This window comes from Gemmatimonas sp. (assembly GCF_021298855.1).
Lineage (GTDB): Bacteria > Gemmatimonadota > Gemmatimonadetes > Gemmatimonadales > Gemmatimonadaceae > Gemmatimonas.
Map to the genome: position 1 here is coordinate 1 of NZ_JAJTHI010000061.1, position 11,538 is coordinate 11,538.

Consider the following 11,538-nt stretch of genomic DNA (forward strand, 5'->3'; position numbering starts at 1 on the left):
ACGGCGCGTGTGACGCGGGATACGGTGGCCATGAGCGCCGCGCCGGTGCGGTCGTCGAGCTCGCGCACATCGGCCACGTGCACCTTGGGCACGACCAGCATGTGCCCTGGATGGAACTGTCGCAGATCCACGAACGCGGCCGTCAGCGCATCCTCGAAAATCATGTCGGCCGGAGCACGCCCGGCAAGGATGTCGCAGAACACGCATGGCTCCTGCGCCACCACGCCGGCCACCTTCACTTCGCTCATCGGCCGTTCCCCAGTAAGGTTGCCATACGCGTGAATCTACGCCCGCTCGTCGTTGCCGGTTTCGTCACACGGTTCGGGGACTCGTGTAGCGTGCCGGGCGAGTTCCTCCGGCAGGAAGTGGGATGCATGCGGCCCGGACACGCGAATGGACACGCGAATGGACATGCGAATGGACATGCCTGCGCGACCCCTGGTCGGGCGATAACGTGCTGGCCGCGTGCATCACAGCCAGCCACGCCGCACCAACCACCGCCATTCCGCCCTCCGGCGTGGCGCCGTAGAATACCCCCATGATCCGTCAACTCTTTTCCTCCGCAGTCGCCCTCGCGTGGCTCGCTGCCCCGTCGCTCGGCGCGCAGCCCACGTCGTTCACGTGGCCTACGGCGACACCGTCGGCGGTCGGTCTCAATTCCGCGGTTCTCGACAGTCTCGACGCCGAGATCACGGCAGGGAAGTACGGCAACATCGACCGCATGCTGGTCATTCGTCGCGGTCGGATCGCGATGGACAAGCGGTATCCGCGCGACTACGACAAGATCTATGGCGACTCATCGCGCGCCGCCTCGTCGCTGAACAACTCGCACGACCCGACCGGCCCCTTCAACTACTTCAACCCGTGGTGGCACCCCACGTATCGGCGGGGCACGCTGCACACCCTGCAGTCGGTCTCCAAGACCGTGGCCTCGGTGGTCATCGGGGTGGCGGTCACCCGTGGCGAGTTCCCCGCACTCGATACGCCGATTCTCACGTATTGGGACACCACCACCGTCGCGAATCTCGACGACCGCAAGCGGCGCATCACCATCCGCCACTTGCTCACGATGTCGGGCGGATTCGACTGGAACGAAAGCATTCCGTACAGCGATCCGCGCAACACGGCTGGCGCGCTCGAGGCCAGCCCGGACTGGGTCAAGTTCACCATCGACCGGCCGATGATGCGCGAGCCGGGCACGCAGTTCAACTACAGCAGCGGTGAAAGCGCGTTGCTCGCGCACATCTTCTTCCGCGCCACCGGCGTCGACATCGAGGAGTACGCGGCGCGCCATCTTTTCGCTCCACTCGGCATTGCCAACTGGCACTGGAAGCGCACCACCTCGGGCGCCATCGACACCGAGGGGGGCTTGTATCTCGAAGCGGCCGACCTTGCGCGGATCTGGCAGCTGTGGCTCCAGGGCGGCCGCTGGAACGGAAAGACCATCGTGTCGGAACGCTGGGTGCGCGAATCCGTGACACCGCACATCGCGACCAGCACGCGCGCCGGCGCGCCCAAGTACGGGTACAAGTGGTGGCTCTACAGCAATCCGGTGAAGCCGGACGCGTTCATCTGGGCCGGGTCCGGCTTCGGCGGCCAGTTCCCGATGGCCTTCCCCGAGCAGGAGATGGTGGTGGTGTTCAACGCGTGGAACATCAGCGGCGGGCCTTCGCTTCCGCTGCGTGCGGTTCAGGAACGGCTCATTCGGGCGGCGAAGTAGGACACACCCACCATGATGCGCGATCGCTCCTTTCCCCGCGCACCATGGCACCCACCCATGTGGCTACGATGTGGTGGAGCACGCGCGCATGGTCAGCCAATGCTCATTGCCGGGATGCGCATGCGGTGACGCCCGCACTTCGCACAGAAGCAAAGTGTCGGTTGGCGGGTTCGGTTCCCGCGCGTGCTCGGCGACTGGCGCAATCCCGCCCCCGGTGACAGGCTCCTTGTCATGCAATCTCCATTCAAGACTGCGGAGCTGCAGGCATTGCTCGACGAGATGGCGCGCGACGCGCCTTTTCCCTCGATCGACGCGCTCAATGCCCGCCTCGCGCAGCGGATGCAGCAATACAACACCACCCCGCAGCCGGAGCTGGGAGGGCTCTCTCCCGACCAGGCGGCGCAGCTGCTGTACGGCGACTGGGCAACGGTTGGGGCGTTCCGGGTTACCGGTGAGGCGGCACCCGAGGCGCTGCTGGCGGTGCCCATCGTGGCCGACGCACGTCTGCTCATGGCGTACCTCGGCGCCAACGGGCCGGTCAAGCTCACGCCGAAAGGCAACCTGACGCGCGCGGCCGTGGCCGAGTTGGCGCCGCAACTGCGGAGTGAAGCGCTGCTCGAGGAGCGAGGTGGTCTCGCCCCCCTGCCGGTACGCAACGAGGACGACGTGCGGTGGCTTCCGGTGCTCAAGCACATCCTGCTCTTCGGCAAGCTGGCCACCAAGCGCAAGGGGCTGCTGCTCAGCGCGCGCGGGCGGGCACTCCTTCCTGACCCGCAGGTGGGCTCCCTGTTCGTGGAGCTCTTTCTCACCTTCTTCCGGCAGTTCGATCTGCGGTACCTGTACAGCGGCACGCCGCATCTGGGGCTGCAGCAGACGCTCCCCTACGCGTTTTACCAGATCGGTCGCACCGCACACGACTGGACGCCCTTCGCGCCGCTCGCCGATGCGGCGTGGCTGCAGAGCGCCCGCGACCCGTTCGCGAGCTGGGAGCGTGATCATCCGGAGGCGCGTTTCAATGCGTTCCGGTACCGCGTCCTCGAGCCGCTCGTCCTGTTCGGGCTGCTGGAGCGCCGTCTGCTGCCCGCCGCCGCGCCGTATCTGCGTCGCGCCGAATACCGGTGCACCCCGCTCTACTCCCCGCTTCTGCGGTTCGCGTTCAACGTACCGTGAACACCAGCGTGTGCAGGAGGCTCGAATGATTGCCTCGCCTGAACCTGTGGGTCCGCGCAACGTGCTGGGCGGCCCCCTCGCCTGCTGCTGCACGGCGCCACGCACCGGCTATTGGCGGGATGGATATTGCCGCACGGGTCCGCAGGACGCGGGATCGCACACGGTGTGCGCCGTGGTGACCGCCGAGTTTCTGGCGTTTTCGCGGGCGCGCGGCAACGACCTGATCACGCCTCGTCCGGCGTTCAACTTTCCGGGACTCGTTCCCGGCGATCGCTGGTGCCTGTGCGTGTCGCGGTGGCGCGAGGCCTTCGACGCCGGGGTGGCGCCGGCGGTCATCCTGGAAGCCTGCCATGCGCGCGCCCTCGATGTGGTCACCCTGGACATGCTGCAGGCGCACCGAACATCGGCATGAATGGCGCGACGCGTCCCGCGCCACGCGACCCCGCGGCGGATCAGTGATGACCGGGCACGACGGCGTACCCTGCCGAATACCGGGCGTGAGCGGTGCTCAGAACGGCCGGATCGGTCCGTGCCCCGCGTACACCGTGGTCGCCCCGCGGTCACGCAGCCGCTGCCAACTTGTCCGTGTGACCTCCGCCTCGGCGTCGGTCATCAGCGACGGGTGCGTGAGATCGCCCGTGAACACCTCACCGCTGTCCAGCAGCAGCGAGACACTGTCATCCGAATGGCCGGGGGTGTGCAGGATCTCGCCCGGGATGCCGACACGCGCCAGCAGCGCCCGGCTCTCGGCGGCCGTGATCACGACGTTGTCGTGCAGCGTGATCTCGGTGAACCGGTCGGTGGGCTTGATGTGCCGGCGCAGCAGGGGAATGAACGGCTGCTGCACGTCGATCACCAGCAGCGGCACGCCGGCCAGCTTGAGATCCTGCGCCAGGCCGGCATGGTCGATGTGATAATGCGTCGCGAGGCCGTAGCGGATTTCGCACAGCGGGATGTCCATGCGCTGGAGATTGCTGCGCAACGTGTCCATGGTGCCGGGCCAGCCGAGATCGACGAGCAGGCGTGAGGTGCCGGCGCTCACCACCCACACGTTGGTGGAGCGATAGCCGACATTCACGATGCTGGGACGCACAGTGGACACCATGCCGGAATCTCGTCTTCGTGCCGAGCAGCGGCCAGCTCTCATACACTCGTTGCGCCCGCACGAAACCGGCAACCTGGGTTGCCCGTAGACGCAGGAGCGCCCCCCTTCGGCCTCCATCTCCAGTCCGCACCTATAGTGAAGCACCTCATGCGCTGCGCCCTTGTCGGCATGCTCACGGCCTCGCCGGTGCACGCGGCCCAGCCCCGCCTGCAAGAGGTGACCTTTATCAGCCAAGGCGCGACGCTCGCCGGCTCGATCGCGTGGCCCGTGGACCGGCCCATCACGGCGGCGGTGGTGTTCATCCACGGCTCCGGCCCGCAGAAGCGCGATCTCGATCTTGCGCGCCGTTTCGCGGAGCGAGGCATCGCCGCACTGGTCTACGACAAGCGTGGTGTTGCACGGTCCGGCGGCGTGTACGAAGGGAACCAGAGTGTCACTGGCATGAACATCGCCTTGCTCGCAGACGATGCGGCGGCGGCGCTGGACGTGCTGGCTGCCAGCGATGCGCTGGGCGGAGCGCCCGTCGGACTCGCCGGCATCTCGCAAGCCGGCTGGATTGCACCATTGGCAGCGACCAGGACCAGGCACGCGCGATTCCTGCTGCTCTGGAGCGCACCCGTGTGCAAGGTGAGCGAGGAAGACATCTACAGCAAATACACGGCGGATACGGATGGACCTGATCGCCCGCCGTACGCCGCCGCGCTTGCCGCACGCACCGAGCCGTACGTGTGGCCCGACTTCCTCGGCCGAGACACGGACGCGGCCGCCGATCTGGCCACGCTGGCCATCCCCGGCTTCTTCATCTACGGCGGGTACGACGGCAGCATTCCGGTGGATCTGTCGCTGCGCAACCTGATGGCGCTGCGGAGGGCCGGCCATCGCTTCGACTACACCGTGTCTTCTGTGCAAGGCCATAACAACATGACCGCGACCTTCGACGCGGCCATCGAGTGGATCAGGCAGACGGTTGCGCCGGCGGCCGGGTGAGCCGAGCCAAGCGCCATCCCGCCCAGTCGCTCGCCGACCTGCGCAACGTGGGGAAGGCGGCGCTGGGCGACTTCGCCCTGCTTGGCATTGCCACGCTGGAGGAACTCGCGGCCAGCGATCCGGACGTGCTCTATCGCGCCCTCGAACGCGCCACCGGAACGCGACAGGACCCGTGTGTGCGTGATGTGTTCGCGGCAGCCATTCATCAGGCACGCACCGGTGAGGCGCTCGACTGGTGGCACTTCACGCCTGAACGCACCGGTCGCCAGAAGCCGTAGACGAAGTGCAGTCCCGGCTGCCCGTAGCACCAGCGCGACCACCGGTCGTCGAGGTATACACCGGGGCACGTCGTCTCACCCCCCTCGATCACAGACGAGCAATGCCCCGCGCTCTGCGTGCATTCGCACTCGTCGGCTTTGCGGGGTCGCCTTGGCATCCAGCCTTCGTGGGTGCGTTCGCCGGTGAGGCGAAACGCCCGTGCTCGCCCACCATACGGTTCCAGCTATTCCGGCAGCTCCGCGCGCACCGTCGCCGTGAGGGCGCGGGGTTCGCAGCCTCTCCCATTCGGAAAGCTCTCCTCGTACCGAATGCCCGATCGCGGGGTGTCCCGGGTGCCGCGTGGGGTCGTCACGCGAATGGTCGCCTGCGGCACCACCACGCCGGCGAAGAGCACGCGGACCGTCCCCACACACCCCGGACCCCCGTCGCAGCTGTAGGTGTAGGTCAGTCCGGGGCGCGGCGACAGCAGCGTGACCGTGAACGGGCCCTGCATCGGCGTCGGCAGTTCCACGGTCAATCCGGTGGGGTCGCCAATCAGGGTGCAGGTGAAGCTGTCGCCGCTGCACGCCATGGGCAGGACCAGCAGACCCACGAACGCCGTGCGGGGGGCACGTCGATAGAGGAGAAACGCAATGATGGTACGCATTGCCATGCATTCTATTGCTCGTGCCGCGCCAACGCGCAGCCCATTTCGGTGCAGATGCGCAGCTGACGCCGACTGCCCCGCCCATTGGCATGCACGCGCAGGCGAGGGGGCAGGGGGCCGCCGCCGCCATCGCGCCTCGCCTACATTTCAGCATGTCCGACGCCCCCACCACGCCGCGCGCCCCCGACCCCCTGCACGGGATCACCCTCAAGGCCATGGTGGAGCACCTGGTGGAGCGCTACGGCTGGCCGGGGCTGGGCGAGCGCATCACCATCCGCTGCTTCACGCACGACCCCAGCGTGAACTCGTCGCTCAAGTTCCTGCGCAAAACGCCGTGGGCCCGCGAGAAGGTGGAGTCGCTCTACCGCCACTCGGTGGCGCACCCACGCAAACAGTCGAGGGCCGCCGATGCCTGACATGCCAGACGCCACCGTGGCCGCGCACGCCGGGCTGCGGGTGCTCGTGTACGACAGTCACTCGTACGATCGCACCTTCCTCGATGCCGCGAACGCCGGACGGCACACCCTCGAACACACGGCGGCACAGCTCGATCCGCACACGGCCGCCATGGCTGCCGGCTTCGACGCCGTCTGCCTGTTCGTGAACGATCACGCCGGCGCCGCCGCCATGGCGCGCTTCGCGGCGGGCGGGGTGCGCTGCATCGTGCAACGGTCCACGGGTTTCAACAACATCGATCTCGACGCGGCCGCCGCGCACGGCATTACCTGCATGCGGGTGCGCGAATACTCGCCCCACTCCGTCGCCGAGTTTGCCGTGGGGTTGCTGCAGACACTCAACCGGCGTATCCATCGCGCCTCGAGTCGCACTCGGCAGCACGATTTTCGACTGGCCGGGCTCCTCGGGCGCGACCTGTACGGGCGCACCGTCGGCGTCGTGGGGACCGGGCGAATCGGCGCGATCTTCGCGCGCATCATGCTGGGTTTCGGGTGCCCGGTGATTGCCCACGACCTGCGCGAGGACGCGTCGCTCCGTGAGGCCGGTGTCCGCTACGTACCGCTCGAGACCCTGTGGCGGGAGGCGGAGATCGTGTCGCTGCACGTGCCGCTGCTCCCCGCTACGCACCATCTGCTGAACGGCGAGTCCCTTGCGATGATGCGCCCCGGCGTGATCATCGTGAACACCAGCCGCGGAGGGCTCATCGACACGGCTGCCCTCATCGAGGCCCTCGGTTCGCAGCACGTGAGCGGGGTGGCGCTCGATGTGTACGAGGAAGAGGAAGGGAAGTTCTTTCGCGACCTCTCGGATACCGTCCTGCAGGACGATGTGTTGGCCCGCCTGCTCTCGTTTCCCAACGTGCTGCTGACCAGTCATCAGGCCTTCTTTACGCACGAGGCGATGACGACGATTGCCGAGACCACCATCGGGAACCTCGACGACTTCGCGGCGGGCCGGCGCAACGGCAACGTGCTGCCGCCAGGGGCATGAAAACCGCACGCCGCTAGATTCCGCCACATGGTCGGCCGTCTGCTCATCCTGCTGCTCTCCGTCCTCCCCACGCACGCGCTCAGTCGCGGCGCGGGGTGGCTGGCCACGCGTACCGTGCCGGTGGGCTGGCGTGGCGCCGTGTATCGTGGCTACAGCCGTATCTTCGGCGCGCGCCCGGAAGAAGCGGAGCTGCCGCTCGAGCAGTACCCCACCCTCAACGCGTTCTTTACCCGGGCGCTCAAGCCTGGAGTGCGTCCGGTGGCGCCCAACGCCATTGTGAGCCCGGTGGATGCTGCCGTGGGGGCCTACGGCATCGTGGAGGCGGGCACGCTGGTGCAGGCCAAGGGGCGCACCTACTCGCTGGGTGCGCTGCTGGGCAACGAGGCGCTGGCCCAGGCCTTCGAGGGCGGTACGTATACCACGCTCTACCTCGCCCCCAAGGACTACCACCGCATTCACGTGCCCATGGACGGCCGCATCACGCAGGCCACCTACGTACCGGGTGAACTGTGGCCGGTGAACGTGGCGGCGGTGACGCATGTGGCCGACCTGTTCGCCGTGAACGAGCGCATCGTGGTCATGCTCGACGGCGCCAACGGTGGCCGCATGGCCATTGTGCCGGTGGGGGCCACCATGGTGGGCATGACGCGTCTGGTGTTCGACGACCTGCACACCAACGCGCGTCGGCGTGAGGTGCAGCAGCGCCAGTACGATCCCGCCATTGTCGTGCGCGCCGGTGACCAGCTGGGGCACTTCGAGTTCGGCAGCACGGTGGTACTGGTGTGCACCGCCAATGCGGGCGTGATCGAGCCGCTCACGCTGGGCGCCACGGTGCGCATGGGCCAGCGCATTGGCGGACTGGCTTAACACGAAAGCGTAGGGCGGAGATGACGTAAGTCACCCACCACCCTCAACTCCCGACCCCCAACCCTGTACGGTGTCGCTGCCAGTCGGCTGCGCCGGCATCGCCCGTCAACTGGCGGCGGGACCGTTCAGGGTGTAGGGTCGAGGGGTTCGGGTTGAGGGTGTTTGCCGATCACGGATTGTGGGGGTCGGTGGTTTCCGTGCTCGAACCCGCGCTATTGGCCGCGCCACTGCCATACGCCGCACCGGCGTTGTGCACATACACCAGCTGGCCGCCGCTGTGGCCCACGTTCCATCCCGCCGCGAGCACGGCCAGCGTACCGGCGGTGCCCACCACGCGCAGCGTCCTGCCCAGGCTGTTGTTCATGAGCCCCCCGGCCGCCAGCACCAGCACGCCGCCCGTCACCAGCAGGAAGAGCTCGGCGGCTTCTTCGTGGCGCTCGAGGGCGGCCTCCGGGACCACCCGCTCCACCTTGTCTTCCTGCTGGTCCCCCGTCTTGTCGGCCGCCACCCCGCTGGCCAGCAGCAGCGCCAGCATCCCCACCGGAAATGCCCAGGCGACATGCGGCTTCATGACACGGCGGCCGAGCCAGAGCCCCAGCAGGGCAAAGAGCGGTACGAGTACCGTCAGCGCGATCGGCATGTGCACGATGAGGGCATGAAGAGGCAGATTGTTCAGCATGGTCGGCTCCGAATGTCGTGGAGTCTGGTGGGCGGGGATCGCCACACCCTTCGAGAGGCAAGTTCGGGCGCACCGTGGGTCGAGAACATCCGACAAGTGACGTCATCGAGGCGTATCCGCATCCGACAACTGTCGCACTGAGCGAACTTCGCGCATGGATCACGACGAAATCATCGACGGTTCGGACAACCTGACCGGCGCCTGGCCCCCGGTGCTGGTCGTCTTTCTGCTCACCGTGGTGGCCGGCGGACTCACCGATATCGCTCTTGACCGTCCGCAATCGTGGTTCACCGCGCACATCGCGATCGAAGTGGGAATGGTGGCGGTGAGTCTGTCCTTCGCGGTGCTGATCTTCAGCCGTTGGCGACGCTCGCAGCAGGCGCTCAACCAGGCTCGGGCGTCGCTGGCGGCAACCACGCGCGAACTGGACGAGCGTCGGGCAGAGCGCGACCGGTGGCGCGCCAGTGCCGAACAGGTGCTGGCTGGCTTCGGTCAGGCCATCGACCGCCAGTTCACGACGTGGCAGTTCACCCGGGCCGAACGTGAGGTGGCGCTGCTGCTCCTCAAGGGGCTGGGGCACAAGCAGGTGGCGGCATCGCTGGGGCGCAGCGAGCGCACGGTGCGTCAGCAGGCGGTGGAAGCCTACCGCAAGGCGGGGGTGCAGGGGCGGTCGGAGCTGGCGGCGTTCTTCCTGGCGGATCTGGCGTTGCCGGGAGCGGGGGAGCAGTCGGGGGGGCAGTCGGGGCTGACGGCGTCATGAGGGACGGCGTCATGTCTGACGGCGCTACCGGTAACGGCGGTAGCGGTGACGGCGGTGACGGCAACCGATGGCCGCGCATTGGGGTGGGCGTCATCGTGCAGCGCGGGGGGCACGTGCTGCTGGGCAGGCGCCGCAGCACCTCGCACGGCGACGGGGGGTGGCAGTTTCCCGGTGGGCATCTCGAATGGGGCGAGTCGGTGGCCGACTGCGCGCGCCGGGAGGTGCGCGAGGAAACCGGGCTCGAGGTGCGCATCACGGGGCAGGGGCCGTTCACCAACGACTACTTCGCGGGGGCCGAGCCGGGCGCCGACAAGCACTACGTCACGCTCTTCGTGCTCGCCGAAAGCGCCGCGGGCGAGCCGCAGCGGCTCGAGCCACACAAGTGCGACGCGTGGGAGTGGTTCACCTGGGACGCACTTCCCACGCCGCTGTTCCTGCCCATCGTGCACCTGCTGGAGGGCGGCTTCACGCCGCCGCCCCCGAGGGAAGGCGCGGTGTGAGTGCTACTTGTGGCGGAAGGTGATGCGGCCGCGGTTGAGATCGTACGGTGACACTTCAACGGTCACCTTGTCGCCAGCGAGAATGCGGATACGAAACTTGCGCATCTTGCCGGCCACCGTGGCCAGGATTTCGTGGCCGTTTTCGAGATTGACGCGGAACATGGTACTGGGCAGCACGTCGGTGACGGTGCCTTCAAACTCGATCATGTCTTGCTTCATGCGCCCTCCAGTGGGCGGTCAGGACAGTGGAGCCGGTTCGGGATTGTCGCGCAACGCCGTCTCGAACGCCGACTGCAGCTGCGCCATGCACCGTTCGGCCAACTCGGGGGACGTGTAGCCCGTCGAGTCGATCCCATTCGGATGCCAGTGCCAGCTGGACTCGGCGGCGGCCGATACGACCAGCGACTCTTCCCATACCGACACCGGCGGCGGCGGAACGCGTCGCGCTCCGTTGCGCTCGGGGACGTGGTCACCACGTGGAGCAATGGTCCCATTCCAGATGATGGCGAGCAGCTGGCCACCAGGGGGCACATCGTTGCCGACCCGGATATGCGCCACGGTCAGGGCGACGGGGCCGAGCTGCACGATGCAGCGGTCGGGAGAGAGCCGGGTGACAGGCGGCTCGGCGCTGTTGAGCGTGGCGGCCCGCTTGGCGAGCGCCACCAGCGATTCGGCGAGCTTGGTGAACTCGCGGGCGCCAACGGACTGGGCGCGGTGAGACGTGAGGAAGTTCGTGCGGTCGGGCCCAAAACGGGATTCCGACGGCGCCACAGGCGCTGCGTGGTCGATCACGGGACCTCCTGCTGAAGACCGTTACAGAAGAGACAGCATCGCGTGGGAGCGGAACGAGCCGCTCCCACGCGTGAGACAGAACACACCCGCCGAGTGCGAGGACCCGGCGCGGCTCGTCTTAGCGCATGCGGGTGACGTTCTCAGCCGCGGGGCCCTTCTGTCCCTGCACGATGTCGAATTCGACAGTCTCGCCTTCGGTCAGCGACTTGAAGCCCTGACCCTGGATGGCCGAGTGGTGCACGAAGCAATCCTTCTGGCCATTCGACGGGGTGATGAAACCAAAGCCCTTCGCGTCGTTGAACCACTTCACGGTGCCGGTCGTACGCATTGCGTTGTACTCCTGATGATGGATCGATGCTGGATCTGTCGGAGCACAACGCCCGAGGGCGCGCATGCAAAACGATACCGACTTCCACGTGCTCGTGATCGCCCTCACGATGGGCGCCATACCGATATGGCTACGATGCAAACGCAAACGGGCCCGCTCGCTTTGGCAGGCCCGTGTCATTCGGAACTTGTCCACGCTGGTTGAAAACCGCGCGTGCATCGCTGAAAGGAATGGTACCCCATTCCGGCGCCGGGGGCAA

General features: G+C 67.3%; 17 protein-coding genes. 10 read left to right on the top strand and 7 right to left on the bottom strand.

Annotated features, from left to right (window positions below; translation table 11 throughout):
* Nucleotides 1-248: HIT domain-containing protein (locus tag LW840_RS15225; protein ID WP_291277298.1), on the bottom strand; the 248-nt coding region annotated here is incomplete at its 3' end.
* Between the two features lie 290 nt (nucleotides 249-538).
* Here LW840_RS15225 and LW840_RS15230 point away from each other — a divergent pair.
* The 3 genes from LW840_RS15230 (at nucleotide 539) to LW840_RS15240 (ending at nucleotide 3,302) form a co-directional block, all read left to right on the top strand.
* Nucleotides 539-1,720, top strand: coding sequence for a serine hydrolase (locus LW840_RS15230; RefSeq protein WP_291267679.1), 1,182 nt, complete (start codon nucleotides 539-541; stop codon nucleotides 1,718-1,720).
* A 231-nt stretch (nucleotides 1,721-1,951) separates the two neighbouring features.
* On the top strand, nucleotides 1,952-2,890 hold the full coding sequence (locus LW840_RS15235; protein WP_291277299.1) for a hypothetical protein: 939 nt from the start codon (nucleotides 1,952-1,954) through the stop codon (nucleotides 2,888-2,890).
* A gap of 25 nt (nucleotides 2,891-2,915) precedes the next feature.
* The gene (locus tag LW840_RS15240) at nucleotides 2,916-3,302 is read left to right on the top strand and encodes a DUF2237 domain-containing protein (protein WP_291277300.1); all 387 of its coding nucleotides are present in this window, start codon (nucleotides 2,916-2,918) and stop codon (nucleotides 3,300-3,302) included.
* 96 nt (nucleotides 3,303-3,398) lie between these two features.
* On the opposite strand, the gene LW840_RS15245 is transcribed toward LW840_RS15240, so the two are convergent.
* Nucleotides 3,399-3,995, bottom strand: a complete 597-nt coding sequence (locus tag LW840_RS15245; RefSeq protein WP_291267676.1) for an MBL fold metallo-hydrolase — start codon at nucleotides 3,993-3,995, stop codon at nucleotides 3,399-3,401.
* Nucleotides 3,996-4,163: 168 nt separating this feature from the next.
* Here LW840_RS15245 and LW840_RS15250 point away from each other — a divergent pair, with 168 nt between their 5' ends.
* On the top strand, nucleotides 4,164-4,982 hold the full coding sequence (locus tag LW840_RS15250; protein ID WP_291267443.1) for an alpha/beta fold hydrolase: 819 nt from the start codon (nucleotides 4,164-4,166) through the stop codon (nucleotides 4,980-4,982).
* Entirely contained in the window at nucleotides 4,979-5,260 is a 282-nt protein-coding gene (locus tag LW840_RS15255) for a helix-hairpin-helix domain-containing protein (RefSeq protein WP_291267442.1), read from the top strand. Before LW840_RS15250 ends, LW840_RS15255 begins: the two co-directional genes overlap by 4 nt.
* A 224-nt stretch (nucleotides 5,261-5,484) precedes the next feature.
* Here the strand turns inward: LW840_RS15255 and LW840_RS15260 are convergent, their stop codons facing one another.
* A complete protein-coding gene (locus LW840_RS15260) occupies nucleotides 5,485-5,907 on the bottom strand; it encodes a hypothetical protein (RefSeq protein ID WP_291267441.1) in 423 nt (140 codons plus the stop codon).
* 152 nt (nucleotides 5,908-6,059) lie between these two features.
* On the opposite strand from LW840_RS15260, the gene LW840_RS15265 reads away from it, so the two are divergent.
* From LW840_RS15265 to asd, 3 genes are read left to right on the top strand one after another with little or no spacing between them, the layout of a single operon-like run.
* A complete protein-coding gene (locus LW840_RS15265; protein ID WP_291260124.1) occupies nucleotides 6,060-6,323 on the top strand; it encodes a VF530 family protein in 264 nt (87 codons plus the stop codon).
* A gap of 34 nt (nucleotides 6,324-6,357) precedes the next feature.
* The gene (locus LW840_RS15270) at nucleotides 6,358-7,353 is read left to right on the top strand and encodes a 2-hydroxyacid dehydrogenase (RefSeq protein WP_343213701.1); all 996 of its coding nucleotides are present in this window, start codon (nucleotides 6,358-6,360) and stop codon (nucleotides 7,351-7,353) included.
* A 27-nt stretch (nucleotides 7,354-7,380) separates the two neighbouring features.
* On the top strand, nucleotides 7,381-8,220 hold the full coding sequence (gene asd / locus LW840_RS15275) for an archaetidylserine decarboxylase (RefSeq protein WP_291277302.1): 840 nt from the start codon (nucleotides 7,381-7,383) through the stop codon (nucleotides 8,218-8,220).
* A 169-nt stretch (nucleotides 8,221-8,389) separates the two neighbouring features.
* Here asd and LW840_RS15280 read toward each other — a convergent pair whose 3' ends face one another.
* On the bottom strand, nucleotides 8,390-8,899 hold the full coding sequence (locus tag LW840_RS15280) for a hypothetical protein (RefSeq protein ID WP_291277303.1): 510 nt from the start codon (nucleotides 8,897-8,899) through the stop codon (nucleotides 8,390-8,392).
* Nucleotides 8,900-9,053: 154 nt separating this feature from the next.
* Between LW840_RS15280 and LW840_RS15285 the strand changes: the two genes are divergently transcribed.
* Nucleotides 9,054-9,659, top strand: a complete 606-nt coding sequence (locus LW840_RS15285) for a LuxR C-terminal-related transcriptional regulator (protein WP_291277304.1) — start codon at nucleotides 9,054-9,056, stop codon at nucleotides 9,657-9,659.
* Nucleotides 9,660-9,670: 11 nt separating this feature from the next.
* Nucleotides 9,671-10,159 carry an NUDIX hydrolase gene (locus LW840_RS15290; protein WP_291277305.1) on the top strand — a complete coding sequence of 163 codons (489 nt, stop codon included), beginning with the start codon at nucleotides 9,671-9,673 and terminating at the stop codon, nucleotides 10,157-10,159.
* 3 nt (nucleotides 10,160-10,162) lie between these two features.
* Here LW840_RS15290 and infA read toward each other — a convergent pair whose 3' ends face one another.
* From infA to LW840_RS15305, 3 genes are all read right to left on the bottom strand, one after another.
* Nucleotides 10,163-10,378 (bottom strand): translation initiation factor IF-1, encoded by a 216-nt coding sequence (gene infA / locus LW840_RS15295; protein ID WP_026848355.1) that lies wholly within the window; start codon nucleotides 10,376-10,378, stop codon nucleotides 10,163-10,165.
* 18 nt (nucleotides 10,379-10,396) lie between these two features.
* A complete protein-coding gene (locus tag LW840_RS15300; protein ID WP_291260117.1) occupies nucleotides 10,397-10,951 on the bottom strand; it encodes a hypothetical protein in 555 nt (184 codons plus the stop codon).
* A 118-nt stretch (nucleotides 10,952-11,069) separates the two neighbouring features.
* Nucleotides 11,070-11,279, bottom strand: coding sequence for a cold shock domain-containing protein (locus tag LW840_RS15305; protein WP_291260116.1), 210 nt, complete (start codon nucleotides 11,277-11,279; stop codon nucleotides 11,070-11,072).
* Nucleotides 11,280-11,538: the final 259 nt, after the last annotated feature.

Excerpts from the sequence above, each read along its gene's own strand:
- LW840_RS15230 (WP_291267679.1), top strand. The coding sequence starts at position 539 with ATGATCCGTCAACTCTTTTCCTCCGCAGTCGCCCTCGCGTGGCTCGCT.
- LW840_RS15235 (WP_291277299.1), top strand. The coding sequence starts at position 1,952 with ATGCAATCTCCATTCAAGACTGCGGAGCTGCAGGCATTGCTCGACGAG.
- LW840_RS15240 (WP_291277300.1), top strand. The coding sequence starts at position 2,916 with ATGATTGCCTCGCCTGAACCTGTGGGTCCGCGCAACGTGCTGGGCGGC.
- LW840_RS15245 (WP_291267676.1), bottom strand. The coding sequence starts at position 3,995 with ATGGTGTCCACTGTGCGTCCCAGCATCGTGAATGTCGGCTATCGCTCC.
- LW840_RS15250 (WP_291267443.1), top strand. The coding sequence starts at position 4,164 with ATGCTCACGGCCTCGCCGGTGCACGCGGCCCAGCCCCGCCTGCAAGAG.
- LW840_RS15260 (WP_291267441.1), bottom strand. The coding sequence starts at position 5,907 with ATGCGTACCATCATTGCGTTTCTCCTCTATCGACGTGCCCCCCGCACG.
- LW840_RS15265 (WP_291260124.1), top strand. The coding sequence starts at position 6,060 with ATGTCCGACGCCCCCACCACGCCGCGCGCCCCCGACCCCCTGCACGGG.
- asd (WP_291277302.1), top strand. The coding sequence starts at position 7,381 with ATGGTCGGCCGTCTGCTCATCCTGCTGCTCTCCGTCCTCCCCACGCAC.
- LW840_RS15280 (WP_291277303.1), bottom strand. The coding sequence starts at position 8,899 with ATGCTGAACAATCTGCCTCTTCATGCCCTCATCGTGCACATGCCGATC.
- LW840_RS15285 (WP_291277304.1), top strand. The coding sequence starts at position 9,054 with ATGGATCACGACGAAATCATCGACGGTTCGGACAACCTGACCGGCGCC.
- LW840_RS15290 (WP_291277305.1), top strand. The coding sequence starts at position 9,671 with ATGTCTGACGGCGCTACCGGTAACGGCGGTAGCGGTGACGGCGGTGAC.
- infA (WP_026848355.1), bottom strand. The coding sequence starts at position 10,378 with ATGAAGCAAGACATGATCGAGTTTGAAGGCACCGTCACCGACGTGCTG.
- LW840_RS15305 (WP_291260116.1), bottom strand. The coding sequence starts at position 11,279 with ATGCGTACGACCGGCACCGTGAAGTGGTTCAACGACGCGAAGGGCTTT.